The organism is Streptomyces sp. NPDC019531 (assembly GCF_044903305.1).
Classification (GTDB): Bacteria; Actinomycetota; Actinomycetes; order Streptomycetales; family Streptomycetaceae; genus Streptomyces.
Map to the genome: position 1 here is coordinate 32,240 of NZ_JBJDQL010000031.1, position 16,070 is coordinate 48,309.

A 16,070-nucleotide genomic window follows, 5' to 3' on the forward strand; every position below is an offset into this window, starting at 1 on the left:
AGGCGCACCCTCCCTCTGGGAAGCAGGAAGGAAGAACACCGTCATGGACCGTTACGTGTACGCGTTCACCGAGGGCGGCCGTGACATGGCCGACCTGCTCGGCGGCAAGGGCGCCAACCTGGCCGAGATGACCCGCATGGGCCTGCCGGTGCCGCCCGGCTTCACCGTCACCACCGAGGTCTGCCGTGCCTTCCTGGCCACCGGCACCGAGCCGGACGGCCTGGCCCGCGAGATCTCCGACCAACTGACCACCCTGGAGCAGGCCGCCGGGCGTCAGCTCGGGCAGCCGGACGACCCGCTGCTGCTTTCCGTCCGCTCCGGAGCCCGCTTCTCCATGCCCGGCATGATGGAGACGATCCTCGACATCGGCCTCAACGACGATTCCGTTCTCGGCCTGGCGAAGACCTCAGGTAACGAACGCTTCGCCTGGGACTCCTACCGCCGACTTGTGCAGATGTTCGGCAGCACCGTCATGGGCGTCGACAGTGCACTGTTCGAGACCGTGATGGCCCGCCTCAAGGAGGCCCGCGGCGCGGTGGATGATCTGGGCCTGGACACGGCCGATCTGGCCGGGCTCGTCGAGGCGTACAAGGAGCTGATCCGTCAGGAGACGGGCGAATACTTCCCGCAGTCCCCCGCCGAGCAGCTGCGCCGGGCGGTCCTGGCCGTCTTCGAGTCCTGGAACGGTGAGCGCGCCCGCCTCTACCGCCGCCGCGAGCACATCCCCGACGACCTGGGCACCGCGGTCAACGTGCAGACCATGGTCTTCGGGAATCTCGGTCCCGAGTCCGGCAGCGGCGTCGCCTTCACCCGCGACCCGGCCACCGGCGCCCGAGGCGTGTACGGCGACTATCTGCCCAACGCCCAGGGCGAGGACGTCGTCGCGGGCATCCGCAACACCGTCCCCCTGGACGAACTGGGCCGTCTGAACCCCGAGGCGTTCACCCAACTGCGCGAGCACATGCGGACGTTGGAGACCCACTACCGGGACCTGTGCGACATCGAGTTCACCATCGAGCGCAGCCGACTTTGGATGCTGCAGACCCGGGTCGGCAAGCGCACCGCCGAGGCCGCTTTCACCATCGCCGCCGAACTGGTCGACGAGGGACTCATTACCTCCGACCAGGGTCTGGCGCGCGTCAGTGGCGACGGTCTCGCCCGCCTGATGTTCCCCCGCTTCGACACCTTCGCTGTCGGTGACGCGCTCGCGCACGGCATCCCGGCCTCGCCGGGCGCCGCAGTGGGCGCTGCGGTGTTCGACTCCGCCGAGGCGGTCCGGCGCGCCGCCACCGGGGAGAAGGTCGTCCTGGTACGGCAGGAGACCACCCCCGACGACCTGCCCGGCATGGTCGCGGCCCAGGCCGTGCTGACCAGCCGGGGCGGCAAGACCAGCCATGCGGCGGTCGTCGCCCGGGGCATGGGCAAGGTCTGCGTCTGCGGTGCCGAAGAGATCGCCGTCGACCCGCAGGAGCGCCGCTTCACCGTGGGCGACACCACCGTCGAGGAGGGCACGGTCGTCTCCGTCGATGGCTCGGAAGGCGCCGTGTACGCCGGCGCGGCTCCGCTGGTGGACTCAGCGGTGATGCGGTACTTCGAGACCGGCGAAGCCTCGGCCGGGCTGGTCGACGCTGTGGACGGCGCCATGCGACAGGCCGACGGAGTGCGGCGGTTGGGGGTCCGGGCCAACGCGGACACCCCCGAGGACGCGGCACGTGCCCGCCGGTTCGGAGCTGAGGGCATCGGCCTGTGCCGCACCGAGCACATGTTCCTCGGAGACCGGCGGCAGCTGGTCGAGGCGATGATCCTCGCCCGTACCGACGCCGAACGCGAACGTGCCCTCGACGCGCTGCTGCCGCTGCAACGGCAGGACTTCATCGGCATCCTGGAGGCGATGGACGGCCTGCCGGTCACCATCCGCCTCCTCGACCCGCCGCTGCACGAGTTCCTGCCCGACCGCACCCAACTCGCCGTACGCCTCGCCGCCGCCGAGGCCCACGGCACCCCGCCCAGCGCGCACGACGCCGAACTGCTGGACGCCGTGAACCGCATGCACGAGGAGAACCCGATGCTCGGCCTGCGCGGCGTACGCCTGGGCCTGGTGGCGCCGGGCCTGGTCGCCATGCAGGTACGGGCCATCGCCGAGGCGGTCGTCGAGCGCAAGCGAGCAGGTGGCGACCCGCGAGCGGAGATCATGGTGCCTCTGATCGACACGGTGGAGGAACTGCGACTCGTGCGCGAGGAGGTGGAACAGGTACTGGCCGAGGTCAGCACCCATTCCGGCGTCCCCGTGGAGTGCCCGATCGGCACGATGATCGAACTACCGCGGGCCGCCCTCACCGCGGGCCGGATCGCCGAGGAGGCGCGGTTCTTCTCCTTCGGCACGAACGACCTGACCCAGACCACGTGGGGCTTCTCCCGCGATGACGTCGAGGCGGCGTTCTTCTCCACCTACCTCGACAAGGGCATCTTCAAGGTCTCCCCGTTCGAGACGATCGACCGCGACGGCGTGGGCCGACTGGTCCAGATCGCGGTCGCCGAGGGCCGCGCCGCACGCCCAGGGCTGAAGATCGGCGTCTGCGGCGAGCATGGAGGAGACCCGGACTCGGTGCACTACTTCCACGCCGTAGGGCTCGACTACGTCTCCTGCTCGCCGTTCCGTGTCCCGGTCGCCCGTCTGGAGGCCGGACGGGCCGCACTACCCGAGACCGAGGCCAGCGACAGCCGGTGACACACGAGGCCGGGGATGAAGGTCCGGCGTCGGTCCTGTGGGCCGCCGGCTGCCATGTGAGACGACGACGATGTGCGGCGGTGCGCCGCCGCACCTATTCGGAGAACAGGCACGATGGAGACAACGTTTCGAGGCGTCGGTGGCAGCCAGGGTGTGGTGATCGGCACGGTACGCCACATGGGGACCGCGGTCCTACAGCCGCCCGACCGACGGATCCCGCCCGAGGCCGTGCGGGGTGAACAGGGCCGCGCCCGGCGGGCGGCCGACGCGGTTGCCGCGGATCTCACGGCGCGCGGTGCTCTGGCCGGCGGTGAGGCACAAGCGGTCCTTGAGGCCCAGGCCCTGATGGCACAGGACCCCGAACTGATGGCGGAGGTCGAGCGGCGTATCGCCGGGGGGCAGCGGCGCCGAGCGCGCGGTCTTCGACGCCTTCGCCGCCTACCGGGCGCTGCTGGCAAAGGCGGGCGAGTACCTCGCGGGCCGGGTCGCCGATCTGGACGACGTACGCGACCGCATCATCGCCCGGCTGCTCGGAGTGCCCATGCCGGGCCTGCCTGACAGCAAGGAACCCTACGTGCTGCTCGCGCGCGACCTGGCCACGGCGGACACCGCGCTGTTGTACCCGGACCTGGTCTTGGGCTTCGTGACCGAGCAGGGCGGGCCGACCAGCCACAGTGCCATCCTCGCCCGCGCCCTGGGCGTACCGGCCGTCGTGGCGCTGCCCGGCGCCACCGGGGTGGCCGAGGGCACCGTCGTCGCGGTGGACGGCAGTACCGGCGAGGAGTTCCTGGAGCCGGATGCCCGCAAGCGGGCCGAACTGGAGCGTCTGGCCGCCGCCCACGAGGCGGCCCTGGCCTCCGCCTCCGGTCCCGGGGGCACCGCGGACGTACCGGCCGCCTTCGCGGCGGGCGCCGAGGGCGTCGGCCTGTTCCGCACCGAGTTCCTCTTCCTCGACGGCAGCGGGCAGGCGCCCTCCGAGGAACGCCAAGTGGAGGCGTACCGCCAGGTGTTCGAGGCATTTCCCGAGGCCCGGGTGGTGGTGCGGGTGCTGGACGCGGGCGCGGACAAACCGCTGGACTTCCTCACACCGGGCGACGAGCCGAACCCGGCGCTGGGCGTGCGGGGGCTGCGCACGCTGCTCGACCACCCCGATGTACTGCACTCGCAGCTGCGGGCACTGGCCACGGCGGCCGCGAGCCTGCCGGTACAGCTGGAGGTGATGGCGCCGATGGTCGCGGACCGCGCGGACGCCAAGGCTTTCGTCGACGCCTGCCGCCAGACGGGCCTGCGGGCGAAGACCGGCGCGATGGTCGAGATTCCCTCCGCCGCGTTGCGCGCCCGGTCCATCCTCCAGGAGGTCGGGTTCCTGTCGCTGGGCACCAACGACCTCGCGCAGTACACCTTCGCAGCCGACCGACAGGTAGGCGCGCTCGCCCGGCTGCAGGACCCGTGGCAGCCCGCCCTCCTCGACCTCGTCGCCGCGGCCGCCGGCGCCGCGAACGCCGAGGGCAAGAGCTGCGGCGTGTGCGGCGAGGCCGCCGCCGACCCACTGCTCGCCTGCGTCCTCGCCGGACTCGGCGTCACCAGCCTGTCCATGGGCGCAGCCTCACTGCCGTACGTCCGCGCCGAACTGGCCCGGCACACCCTCGCCCAGTGCCGGCGAGCAGCCGCCGCGGCCCGCACCGCCATTTCCGGCACGGACGAACGCGTCCGTGCGGCTGCCGGACGCCGCTGACCACCCCTCGCCCCCTGTCGCATCCGCCACCACTCGGAACCGGAACGTACGGCCGGCCACCGTCTCCGACAGCAGCGGGACGCGCACGTCGTCCACAGACGCAAGAGCTCCGCCCGCAGACACGCAGACCAGGCGGTGGTCCGGGGCCGAGGCGATGAAGGCTGCCAGTAGCGCCTCCGCGGTGCACGGCCCGTCCAGTCAAGGAATCAGGCGCTGTGGTGGGCGTCCTGGATGTGGAAGTTGAAGTCCGCGTTGCCGAGGGCGCCATACAGGCGCAGCCAGATGGGCAGCAGCATCTCGGCGCCACGGGCAGTGGTGATGTCGCCCAGGTCGATGATGTCGCTGGCCGGCCAGCCGAAGGAGACGAGCAGTTCGGTGACGGCCTCCTTGGCCTCGGCGTCATCGCCGGAGACGAACACGGTGTGCGCGCCCGGCACACGCGCCGGGGCCACCATGATCTGGGCGTTCATGGTGTTGAGGGTCTTGACGACCTTCGCGTCGGGGAAGGCACGCTGAATCTGCTCGCCGAGGCTGTCAGTGTTGACCGGGTCCAGCAACGGGGGCATGCCCCGGGAGAAGTCCAGGGGGTTGGCGATGTCGATGACCACTTTGCCGGCCAGGTTCGCGGCACCGGCGGAGTGGAGGGCCTCCAGGCTGCTGAGACCCGCGGTGGTGTTGACCACCACCTCGCAGTGGGCCGCGGCGTCGGCGAAGGTCTCCAGCCGGACCTGCGGATGCTCGGCCTGCCACTGCGAGTACGGCGGGTTGCCGTAGCCGTCGGGCGCGGTGCGGGCGAGGGTGGCCTGCGGGGCGCGGGTGCCGATGGCAGCCTGATGGCCGAGAGAGGTCAGTTTGCCGGCGATCGTCCGGCCGACGACGCCGGTGCCGAGAACTGCGTAACGCATGAGTACGAGTCCTTTCCACAGGTGCGGACGCCCCGGTGTGACCGCATGGCGCCAGGACAAAACGAACATCCTTACCCCACCATCACCCCGAGGCGTCGACAGCGCCCACAGGCGCTGCCGAATGCCCGCCCCGGTACTCGGTCCGGAACACCCTCGCTGTCAGGGCCGACCGGCCCCGGCGCCTCGGGCCCGTTCGGGCCCTGGCTGGGACCTTTGACGCCTGGGTGGCGGCTCCCGCCTGCGAGACCGTGGCAGTGGGAGCGGTACCGATCCCCCGCGGTGCCGCTCGCCCACGTCATCCGCTACAACGGCACGGTCCCGACCAAGCTCATGGGCCGGCCCAAGTACGAGAACTACCGCGCCCCGACGCTTCCAGGACATCGCAGGCGCCCTCGGCCGACCTGCCCTCCGCCATGCCGGCCGAGGGCGTCGAGTCGCTCGCCCATGCTCGACGGCATGCAGGACATCATGCGGGCGGCCTACTGCGGACCGGCCGAGGCGACCGGCGCATGGGCCCCATCGGACGGCATCGGCATCCGCACCGGGCGGGTGCCGATCCGCTGCGTGCCAGTCGCGGGAAGCCGGGACGGATGGCCCCCGGAACGGCTCCGGACGGCCCTCCCCGCGGTGCCCTCTCAGTGGCCACGCTGGTCATGGGCCCGACTAGCAGCTCTCGCTCTGGGCCCGAAGGAGTTGATCGCCATGACAACCCTGGCCGGAACCCCGGACCGTCCGGTCCGGGTGAACGCGGTGCTGGATGCGCCGCTGTCCCGGTGGCTGTGGCTGGTGAAGTGGATCCTGGTCATTCCCCACTACGTGGTTCTTTTCTTCCTGTGGATCGCCTTCACGGTGGTGAGCGTGATCGCGTTCTTCAGCATCCTGTTCACCGAGCGCTACCCACGCGCGCTGTTCGACTTCAACCTGGGTGTGCTGCGCTGGAGTTGGCGGGTTGCGTACTACTCGTACGGCGCCCTGGGCACCGACCGGTATCCGCCGTTCAGCCTTGGTGAGGAGCCCGACTACCCGGCGCGGCTGGACATCGCCTACCCCGAGCGCCTCTCGCGCGGTCTGGTACTGGTGAAGTGGTGGCTGCTGGCCATCCCGCACTACATCGTCGTCGGCTTCTTCCTCGGCGGCTGGCACCTCGGCTGGTGGGACGGCGGGCTCGTCGCCGTCCTGGCAGTGATCGCCGCCGTGGCCCTGGCCTTCACCGAGAAGTACCCGAAGAGCCTGTTCGACCTGATCCTCGGCCTCAACCGGTGGGTGCTGCGGGTCGCCGCCTACGCCGCCCTGATGACCGACACCTATCCGCCGTTCCGACTCGACATGGGCGGCACCGAACCCAGCGAACCGGAGGAGCTACCGTGACCACCTTTCTGGTAGCGGCGTTCCTGATCGCGCACGGGCTGCTGCACCCGGGCGTCTGGACGACGCCCCAGCAGCCCGCCAAACCGGCCCCGTTCAACCCCGGACACTCGTGGGCCCTGGCCGCCGCCCACGTCCCGCCCGCGCCGGCCAGGGCCGTGGCGCTGGCGCTCGCCTGGTACACGGCCCTCGTGTACGTCGTTGCCGGCGCCGGGGTGCTCGCGGGCAGCGGGTGGTGGCCGACGGCCGCTTTGGTCGCGGCCGCAAGCGGGCTTGCCCTCAAGGCCATCTGGTTCGACCCGTGGCTCAGCGTCGGCGTGCTCCTCGACGTGGGCGTCATCGTGGCCGTGGCCTGCACTTGGCCCGCCTCCGTCTACTGAGGACGAGCAGGCCCTTCGATTCACCCTGTCACGGCTCGTGCGGCCAACGACTCCCAGCCCTGCCTCGCCCAAAGTGTCCTGGGGAGAAGCTCTCAACGCAGCAGCAGCCCAGAACCCCGGCCGGATCAGTCCGGCAGGGGTTCTCGGTCGGGCTTGTGCATCTCACTCAACCGTGACAGGCACTCGTTCAAAGCGCCCGCAGCCCGTGCTCCCGGAACTGCTCGCGTACCCGCTCCGTCAGCTCCGGGTCCGGGGTGGGCGTGTCGCATAGGAGGAACGGGATGCCCAGAGCGTCGTACTTGTGAGCGCCGAGCTTGTGGAACGGCAGGACGTCCACCCGGTCGACGTTGCCGAGTCCGGCTAGGAACGCGCCGAGGCTGTCGACGGCCGCCGGGTCGTCGGTCCAGCCGGGCAGGAGGACGTAGCGGATCCACACCGGGACGCTGAGGCGGTCCAGGCGGGTGGCGAAGTTGAGGGTCGGGGCGAGGTCGCCGCCGGTCAGCTTCCGGTAGGTGCGGACGTCGAAGGACTTGATGTCCAGCAGGACCAGGTCGGTGTCGGCGAGAAGCTCGTCGGTGGCGCGGGCACCGAGGAAGCCGGAGGTGTCCAGGGCGGTGCGCAGGCCGAGTTCCTTGCAGCGGCGGAAGATCTCGGCCGTGAAGGCGGGCTGCAGCAGGGCCTCGCCGCCGGTGAGCGTCACTCCCCCGCCGGCCGTGGTGATGAAGGCCCGGTACTTCTCGATCTCGGCCATCACCTCGTCGACGGTGGTGTGCTTGCCGTCGCGCATGTGCCAGGTGTCCGGGTTGGCGCAGTACAGACAACGCAGTGGGCAGCCGCTGAGGAACAGCACGAACCGGGTCCCGGGGCCGTCCACTCCCGTGGACAGGTCCCAGGAGTGGATACGGCCCGTCACCGGCTCGACCGTGGTGCTCACAGTGATCCGTGGAAGGTACGGCTGATCACATCGAGTTGCTGCTCACGCGTCAGGCGGACGAAGTTGACCGCGTACCCGGAGACCCGGACCGTCAACTCGGGGTACCTCTCCGGGTGTTCCATGGCGTCCTCGAGCGTCGCCCGGTCCAGGACATTGACGTTCATGTGGAAGCCGCCGGAGGCCATGTACGCATCGAGGATGCCGGCCAAGTTGCCCGCACGCTCGGCCGGGTCGTGTCCCAGTCCTTCGGGGGTGATCGTCGTGGTGAGCGAGATGCCGTCGCGGGCCTGCTCGTACGGGAGCTTGGCCACCGAGAGGGCCGAGGCAGCCACTCCGTGCCGGTCGCGGCCGTTCATCGGGTTGGCGCCCGGTGCGAACGGGGCTCCCGCGCGGCGGCCGTCGGGGGTGTTGCCGGTGTGCTTTCCGTAGACGACGTTCGAGGTGATGGTCAGCACCGACTGGGTGTGCTCGGCGTTGCGGTACGTGGGGTGGCGGCGCACTTTCGCCATGAACGACTGGACCAGGTCGGCGGCCAGCGCGTCCGCGCGGTCGTCGTTGTTGCCGTACGCCGGGAACTCGCCCTCGACGTCGTAGTCGACGGCCAGCCCGGTGGCATCCCGGAGGACCTTCACGCGCGCGTGCTTGACGGCCGAGAGGCTGTCTGCCGCCACCGAGAGGCCAGCGATGCCGCACGCCATGAAGCGGTGCACGGGGTGGTCGTGCAGCGCCATCTCGATGCGCTCGTAGGCGTACTTGTCATGCATGTAGTGGATGACGTTGAGCGCGTTGACGTACGTGGCCGCCAGCCAGTCCAGCATGCGGTCGTACGCCGTCGACAGCTCCTCGTAGTTCAGGTACTCGCCGGTCAACGCCGGCGCCTCGGGGGCGATCTGCTCACCGGTGATCTCGTCCCGGCCACCGTTGATGGCGTACAGCAGCGCCTTGGCCAGGTTGACGCGGGCGCCGAAGAACTGCATCTGCTTCCCGACCGCCATCGCGGAAACGCAGCACGCGATCGCGCTGTCGTCGCCGGTGCGCGGGCGCATCAGATCGTCGGACTCGTACTGGATGGCGCTGGTGTCGATGGAGACCTGCGCGCAGTACCGCTTGAAGCCCTCGGGCAGCCGGGGCGACCACAGGACGGTGAGGTTGGGCTCGGGGGCCGGGCCGAGGTTGTACAGCGTCTGCAGGAAGCGGAAGGAGGTGCGGGTGACCAGCGGGCGTCCGTCGGTGCCGATGCCGCCGATGGACTCCGTGACCCAGGTCGGGTCGCCGGAGAACAGGGCGTCGTACTCGGGGGTGCGCAGGAACCGTACGATCCGCAGCTTGATCACGAAGTCGTCGATCAGTTCCTGGGCGCGGGTCTCGTCGATGGTGCCCTCGTCCAGGTCGCGCTGGACGTAGACGTCCAGGAAGGTCGAGGTGCGGCCGAGCGACATCGCGGCGCCGTTCTGCTCCTTCACCGCCGCCAGGAAACCGAGGTAGAGCCACTGCACGGCCTCGTGGGCGGTGGCGGCAGGACGCGAGACGTCGCAACCGTACGAGGCTGCCATCCCGGTCAGCTCGCCCAACGCCCGTATCTGCTCGGCCAGTTCCTCGCGGTCGCGGATGACGTCCGGGCCGGAGGGCTGCGCGTCCAGCAGGGCACGCTCGGCCCGCTTGGCCTCGATCAGCCGGTCGGTGCCGTACAGGGCGACGCGCCGGTAGTCGCCGATAATCCGGCCACGGCCGTACGCGTCCGGCAGACCGGTGATGATCCCGGCCTTGCGGGCGGCCCGCATCTCGGGGGTGTAGGCGTCGAAGACGCCGTCGTTGTGGGTCTTGCGGTAGGTCCCGAAGACGCGCGTCACGAAGGGGTCGGCCTTGTAGCCGTACGCCTTAAGCCCGTTCTCCACCATCCGCAGACCGCCATTGGGCATGATGGCCCGCCGCAGCGGGGCATCCGTCTGCAAGCCCACGATCAGCTCGCAGTCGCGGTCGATGAAGCCCGGCCGATGCGAGGTGATGGAGGACGGGGTGCCCGTGTCGACGTCGAGGATGCCCCGGCGCCGCTCCTCGGGGAACAGCCGCGCGACCTTGCCCCAGACGACGAGCGTGCGCTCGGTCGGCCCGGCCAGGAACGTCGAATCGCCGTCGTACGGCGTGTAGTTGGCCTGGATGAAGTCGCGCACGTCCACCCGGTCCCGCCAACGCGTGCCGACGAAGCCCCGCCATGCCTCGGTTGCCACCCGGGCTCCAGCTGTCACCGTTACCGTCATCGCCGGTCTCTCCCTCACTCTGCACGCAGGATCTCTGCGCTTTCGATGCTCGTCGACCCCGAGACCTGCGAGGAGGGCCTGTCGGAGTACCTGGGGCGTGCCATCGGTCCCTCGCCTGCCGGGCCGGTTGGGCCTGGCAGGCCGAGCCCGGCATCGCCCGGCCGCCGGCGCACGAGCGACCGGGGCACCTCCGCCGACGAGCGGAGGTGCCCCGGTCCGACGAGTCCGCGGTCCTCAGAGCAGCCAGCGGTTGCGGCTTACGAACGGCAGCCGCGCCCACGCCTTGCCCAGTCCCCAGGTGGCGCCGGCGCCCGCGGCCGCGAGGGCGATGAGGATGATGGCGTAGATGAGGTGGTAGTCGGCGAAGGGGTTGGTCGACATGCTCGCCGAGCCGTCGGACAGGTGCTTGGCCGGCGGCCATTCGGCGATCCACATCAGTGCCATCATGACCGTGCCCGCGACCGCCGCGAGCCGCAGGCCGATGCCCGCGATCAGGGCGAGGCCGATGCCGAGCAGGCCGAGCATGAACAGCCAGTCGGCCCAGGCGTCCCCGGCCCAGTCGTGGAAGGTTGACTCCATCGGGCCGACGGCGACGCCGCCGAGGAAGCCCTTGGTGGGCGAGCCGCCGTCGACCCAGCCGTTGCCGGACTGGGTCACGTAGCCGAACCCGAAGGTCTTGTCGAGGAAGGCCCACAGGAAGACGAACCCGGTCAGGAGACGGAGCCCGGCGAACACGTACGCCCGGGTCTCCGTCGCGGCGGCGGTCGTCTCGTCGGCGGAAGCGGTAGCCGTCCCCGCCCTGCGCGGGGACGGGAAGCGGAATCCCAGGTGCCGGTGGGGGTGGTCGTGCACTGCCATGATGCCCATCCCTTTCGAGGGGTGCGATGCGCAGGTTGTTGGACGACTCTCGTTGCGCCTTCAATGTCCCGCGTCGTCGACGCCCGTCCGAGGGGCTGCAGGGCCCGGAAGGCGGGCCGAACGGCCCTCTGTCCGGGCCCCATTGGCATCGGTCAGCCGTCCCAGGACCAGTCGGCGACCTCCGGCAGGTCGGTGCCGTGGACGCGGATCCACTCGTGGTGGCGCAGCCGGGCGTCCTCCATCCGCTGCCGTACGGCCGCGGCGCGCACCGCGAGACCGGGGACGCGGTCGATGACGTCCATGACCAGGCGGTAGCGGTCCAGGTCGTTGCGGACGACCATGTCGAAGGGTGTGGTCGTGGTACCGATCTCCTTGTAGCCGCGTACGTGCAGGTTCTTGTGGCCGGTGCGGCGGTAGGCGAGCCGGTGGATGAGCCACGGGTAGCCGTGATAGGCGAAGATCACCGGCTTCTCGGTGGTGAACAGGCCGTCGTACTCGAAGTCGCTCATCCCGTGCGGGTGTTCCTCGGCGGGCAGGAGCCGCGCGATGTCGACCACGTTCACGACCCGCACCGTCAGCTCCGGGAGATGGGTGCGCAGCAGCTGGGCGGCGGCCAGCACCTCCTGGGTGGGAACGTCGCCGGCCGCGGCGAGCACCACGTCGGGCTCCCGCTCGCCGTTCTCCGTGCCGGCCCACGCCCAGATGCCGGCGCCCCGCGCACAGTGGACCTTCGCCTGCTCCATCGTCAGCCAGTCGAAGCAGGGCTGCTTGCCGGCCACGATCACGTTCACGTAGTCGCGGCTGCGCAGCGCGTGGTCCGCCACCGACAGGAGGGTGTTGGCGTCCGGTGGCAGGTAGACCCGTACGACCTCAGGGCTCTTGTTGAGGACGTGGTCGACGAAGCCGGGGTCCTGGTGGGAGAAGCCGTTGTGGTCCTGGCGCCAGACGTGCGAGGTGAGCAGGTAGTTGAGGGAGGCGATGGGGGCACGCCAGGGCAGGCGGCGGGTGACGCGCAGCCATTTGATGTGCTGGTTGACCATGGAGTCGACGATGTGGACGAACGCCTCGTAACAGGAGAACAGTCCGTGCCGCCCGGTCAGGAGGTAGCCCTCGAGCCAGCCCTGGCAAGTGTGTTCGGAGAGGATCTCCATCACCCGGCCATGCCGGTCCAAGTGCTCGTCCACCGTCAGCGTCTGCGCCTGCCACGCCTTGCCGCTCGCGTCGAAGACGGCCTGCAGACGGTTCGAGGCGGTCTCGTCCGGGCCCACGATCCGGAAGTCACGGCTCCCGCGGGTGGCGTGCATGACGTGTTCCAGCACGTCACCGAGAACGCGGGTGGGTTCGTGCAGGGTCGCGCCGGGCTTGTCGACGGGGACGGCGTACCGTTCCAGCGGCGGCAGGGGCAGCTCGCGCAGCAGGAGCCCACCGTTGGCGTGCGGGTTGGCGCCCAGGCGGCGGGGGCCTTCGGGGACGCAGGCCAGCACCTGCTCGCGGGGGCCACCGTGCTCGTCGAAGAGTTCTTCGGGCTTGTACGAGCGCAGCCATGTCTCCAACTGCCGCAGGTGCTCGGGGTTGTCCCGCACAGCGGACAGCGGGACCTGGTGGGCGCGCCAGGTGCCCTCCACCGGGAGGCCGTCGACCTCGGCTGGGCCGGTCCAGCCCTTCGGGGTGCGCAGCACGATCATCGGCCAGTGCGACCGCTCGGACACACCGTCCTCGCGCGCGCTGCGCTGGAGGAGCGCGATGCGGTCCAGCGCGTCGTCCATGGCGGCGGCCATCGCCCGGTGAACGCTCATCGGGTCGTCGCCGGTGACGTGGATCGGGGAGTGGCCGTATCCCCGCAGCAGGGCGTCGAGTTCGGACTCGGGGAGCCGGGCCAGCACCGTCGGGTTGGCGATCTTGTAGCCGTTCAGGTGCAGGATCGGCAGTACGGCCCCGTCGTGCACGGGGTCGAGGAACTTGTTGGAGTGCCAGGACGCGGCCAGTGGCCCGGTCTCCGCCTCGCCGTCGCCGATCACGCAGGCGACCAGTAGGTCCGGGTTGTCGAGAGCGGCTCCGTAGGCGTGCGAGAGGGAGTAGCCGAGTTCGCCGCCTTCGTGGATCGAGCCGGGTGTCTCGGGTGCGACGTGGCTGGGGACGCCGCCGGGGAAGGAGAACTGCCGGAACAGCCTCTCCATGCCGGCCGCATCGCGCGAGACGTCGGGATAGGTCTCGCTGTAGCTCCCCTCCAGCCAGGCATTTGCGAGCACCGCGGGGCCGCCGTGCCCAGGGCCCCAAATGCACAGGGCGTCCTGGCCGCGGGCCTTGATGACACGGTTGAGGTGGGTGTGCACCAGGTTCAGCCCGGGCGAAGTGCCCCAGTGGCCGAGCAGCCGCGGTTTGACGTGCTCGGGGCGCAGCGGCTCGGTCAGCAGGGGGTTCGCCATGAGGTAGATCTGTCCGACGGACAGGTAATTCGCGGCGCGCCAGTGGGCGTCCAGCGTCCTCAGCTCGTCGTCGGCGAGCGGAGCGAGATGGGGGTCCCCCCTGCCGGAGGCTGGGGGAGGAGCGGACGTCTGCTGCGTGTCGACGGACATCATGGGTCCCTTCCGGGTCGGGGTTCAGTCGGAGGTGCGTGCGGGTCCGTACCTCCTCACCCTCCCCCCGTCCACCGGATCCCTGACAGGGCCGACCGGGCCATACGCGTTACCGCTGTGCTCGTCTTCAGGTCGTCGGCACCAGCACCACAGGGCAGTGGGAGTGGTGCAACAGGACATGGGCGACCGGGCCGACCGGTGGACCGATCCGTCCCGCGCGCCTGCACGTGCCGATGACCACGACGCCGGCCTCGTGGGTACCCGCCAGCAGGGCGTGGGCCGGGCCGGTGCGGACCGTGCGGCTGTCGACCTCGACCTCGGGGTACTCCTCCCGCAGCCCGGCGATGCTGAACCGCGGCACGGCTTCTTCCGCCCGGTCGCTTTGGGCCTGGCGCTCCTGGCCGGGGCTCGTCGCGGCCAGGAGCGAGGGCAGTTCGGGCGTGGTGTGCCGGTGCGTCGTGGAGTGCACGACACGCAGCCGGGTCCCACGCCGGGACGCCTCCTGAAAGGCATAAGCGGCTGCGGCCTCATCGGCGTCGCCCTCCAGGCCGAGCAGCACCGCGCGCTCCCCGTCGCGAGGGTGATCCCCACGGGCGACCAGCAGCGGACCGTGCACGTGCGCGGCCAGGCGCCAGCTCACCGAGCCGGCCAGCAGACCGGACACACCGCCGAACCCCCGGGTGCCCACGACGGTGAGCACCGCGCCCTCGCTCTCCCCTGCCAGCACCCGCACAGCGCCGCCCTCCACGGCCCTGGTCTCCACCGGCAGACCGGGATGACGCTCGTGGACACGCGAGGCGGCCGATGCCAGAACCGGCCCCGCCTCGTCACGGTCGGCCACGGCGTACACGATGCGCAACGCGGCGCCGCGGCCCACCGCCTCCTCGGCGGCCCAGTCCAAGGCCCGTACGGCGACCAGTGAACCGTCCACTCCAACGACCACATGAAGGTCGGTCATTGTCCTGCTCCCTTCTGTCATCTGTTCTGTGCTCGGGGAGTTCACCCCCTGGGGCGCCGAGGGCGGTGACAAGATCGACCCCGGCCAGCTGGGTGTCGATCCCGCTGCGGCTCCACGGAGATGCTCGTCGTCCGGCGACGCCGCGGGCAGAGGCCGACGGAACCCGTCGGCACGCCGTACGGCCCGTGCCGACGGGGCCGTACGGCCCCGGACCCGGAGAAGGAACGGAAAGAAGGAGGAAGGACCTTCAGACGGAGAGGTCCACCCCGTACAAGGTGCGTCCGCCGACGAGCTCACGCCCGGTGACCAGCTCGGGCTCGATGCGGACGAAGACCTCCTGCGGCGCGGGCACCCAGGAGACCGGGCCGGTGCGGGCCAGGCGCTCGCGTTCGGCGGGGTCGGTCACCACGGTGGCCGACCCCGTGACGACAACACTCCAGCCGGAGTGCCGCACCGCGTCGACCTCGTCCACCTCGAAGGCGACCACCGCGCCGTCGATCGCGCGGACCAGCTCTGAAGCCGCCGAGGTGCGCAGCAGGACAGCGCCGTCGCCGTCCAGGCCGAAGTTCACCGGCAGTACGGCGGGCAGGGCACGGCGCGTGTAGACGATGCGGCCGACGGGCACCTTGGCCAGCAGCCGCAGGCACTCCTGCCGCCCGAGTTCGCGGAAACCGTCATTGGGGTACATCAGCCAGCCCGTCCTTCGCCTGGTACAGCAGCACTGCGTCCTTTCACTCTGGGCCGGACAAGGCCCAGAGTATGAGGGCCCATGGGCCCCGGCCGAGCCGGAGAACGACCCGTTGTCGCACCCCTGATCGGTAGGCCGCGAGGCCCGCCCGCCTGTCCGGGATGTTGCGGTGATCCTCGGACCGGTCGGCAGCTTCGCCCCCGACGGACAGGCCCGCCGGATCCGTCGAAACCGGGCGGTAGGGCCGATCGGCCCTATCCGCACCTCGCCTTGCCCTGTTTCCTCAGACCATGTCCGAGAACGACCCCAGCTCCGCGCCTCACCACACGGAACACACCGTCGGTGAAACCATCGTCGTGGAGCTGCGCGGCGAGATCGACATCTTCACCGCGCCGTCCCTCGCGGCCCGGCTGGAGGCCCTCACCGCCGACCCGCACCCCGATCTGGTCCTGGACCTCCGTACCGCGGCCTTCATCGACTGCACGGGCCTCGGCGTCCTGTGCCGGGCGCGGAACCGAGCCGAGGCCGCGCACGGGCGGTTGCGGCTGGTCACCGACAGCGTGCGCTTCCGGCGGATCCTTCGCGCCGTCGGCCTGGCAGGTGTCTTCGAGCTGCACCCCAGCCTGGACTCGGCCCTGGCCCGTGCACCGCAGGCCGTGACCGCGCCCGCCGCCGCGGGTTGATG

At 70.7% G+C, this 16,070-nt stretch carries 11 protein-coding genes and 1 pseudogene; 5 read left to right on the forward strand and 7 right to left on the reverse strand.

Going from position 1 to position 16,070, the window contains the following annotated elements; genetic code table 11:
* Positions 1-43: 43 nt before the first annotated feature.
* On the forward strand, positions 44-2,728 hold the full coding sequence (gene ppdK / locus ACI2L1_RS29990) for a pyruvate, phosphate dikinase (RefSeq protein WP_404742527.1): 2,685 nt from the start codon (positions 44-46) through the stop codon (positions 2,726-2,728).
* 114 nt (positions 2,729-2,842) lie between these two features.
* A pseudogene (locus ACI2L1_RS29995) lies at positions 2,843-4,463 on the forward strand (phosphoenolpyruvate--protein phosphotransferase).
* 206 nt (positions 4,464-4,669) lie between these two features.
* Here the strand turns inward: ACI2L1_RS29995 and ACI2L1_RS30000 are convergent.
* Positions 4,670-5,368: an NADPH-dependent F420 reductase gene (locus tag ACI2L1_RS30000; RefSeq protein WP_404742528.1), complete on the reverse strand. Its 699-nt coding sequence runs from the start codon at positions 5,366-5,368 to the stop codon at positions 4,670-4,672.
* A gap of 702 nt (positions 5,369-6,070) precedes the next feature.
* Here ACI2L1_RS30000 and ACI2L1_RS30005 point away from each other — a divergent pair.
* Both ACI2L1_RS30005 and ACI2L1_RS30010 read left to right on the forward strand, forming a co-directional pair.
* Positions 6,071-6,736, forward strand: coding sequence for a DUF4389 domain-containing protein (locus tag ACI2L1_RS30005; RefSeq protein ID WP_404742529.1), 666 nt, complete (start codon positions 6,071-6,073; stop codon positions 6,734-6,736).
* Positions 6,733-7,113, forward strand: a complete 381-nt coding sequence (locus tag ACI2L1_RS30010; RefSeq protein ID WP_404742530.1) for a hypothetical protein — start codon at positions 6,733-6,735, stop codon at positions 7,111-7,113. The genes ACI2L1_RS30005 and ACI2L1_RS30010 overlap by 4 nt, the downstream gene beginning before the upstream one ends.
* A 187-nt stretch (positions 7,114-7,300) precedes the next feature.
* On the opposite strand, the gene pflA is transcribed toward ACI2L1_RS30010, so the two are convergent.
* From pflA to ACI2L1_RS30040, 6 genes are all read right to left on the reverse strand, one after another.
* On the reverse strand, positions 7,301-8,047 hold the full coding sequence (gene pflA, locus ACI2L1_RS30015) for a pyruvate formate-lyase-activating protein (protein WP_404742531.1): 747 nt from the start codon (positions 8,045-8,047) through the stop codon (positions 7,301-7,303).
* Entirely contained in the window at positions 8,044-10,305 is a 2,262-nt protein-coding gene (gene pflB / locus ACI2L1_RS30020; protein ID WP_404742532.1) for a formate C-acetyltransferase, read from the reverse strand. Before pflB ends, pflA begins: the two co-directional genes overlap by 4 nt.
* 234 nt (positions 10,306-10,539) lie before the next feature.
* Positions 10,540-11,163: a hypothetical protein gene (locus tag ACI2L1_RS30025; RefSeq protein ID WP_404742533.1), complete on the reverse strand. Its 624-nt coding sequence runs from the start codon at positions 11,161-11,163 to the stop codon at positions 10,540-10,542.
* Between the two features lie 152 nt (positions 11,164-11,315).
* Entirely contained in the window at positions 11,316-13,739 is a 2,424-nt protein-coding gene (locus tag ACI2L1_RS30030) for a phosphoketolase (protein ID WP_404742534.1), read from the reverse strand.
* 127 nt (positions 13,740-13,866) lie between these two features.
* Positions 13,867-14,697, reverse strand: coding sequence for a universal stress protein (locus ACI2L1_RS30035; RefSeq protein WP_404742535.1), 831 nt, complete (start codon positions 14,695-14,697; stop codon positions 13,867-13,869).
* Positions 14,698-14,944: 247 nt separating this feature from the next.
* A complete protein-coding gene (locus ACI2L1_RS30040) occupies positions 14,945-15,385 on the reverse strand; it encodes a pyridoxamine 5'-phosphate oxidase family protein (protein WP_404742536.1) in 441 nt (146 codons plus the stop codon).
* A gap of 290 nt (positions 15,386-15,675) precedes the next feature.
* Here ACI2L1_RS30040 and ACI2L1_RS30045 point away from each other — a divergent pair, with 290 nt between their 5' ends.
* On the forward strand, positions 15,676-16,068 hold the full coding sequence (locus ACI2L1_RS30045) for an STAS domain-containing protein (protein WP_404742537.1): 393 nt from the start codon (positions 15,676-15,678) through the stop codon (positions 16,066-16,068).
* The last annotated feature ends 2 nt before the right edge of the window (positions 16,069-16,070 follow it).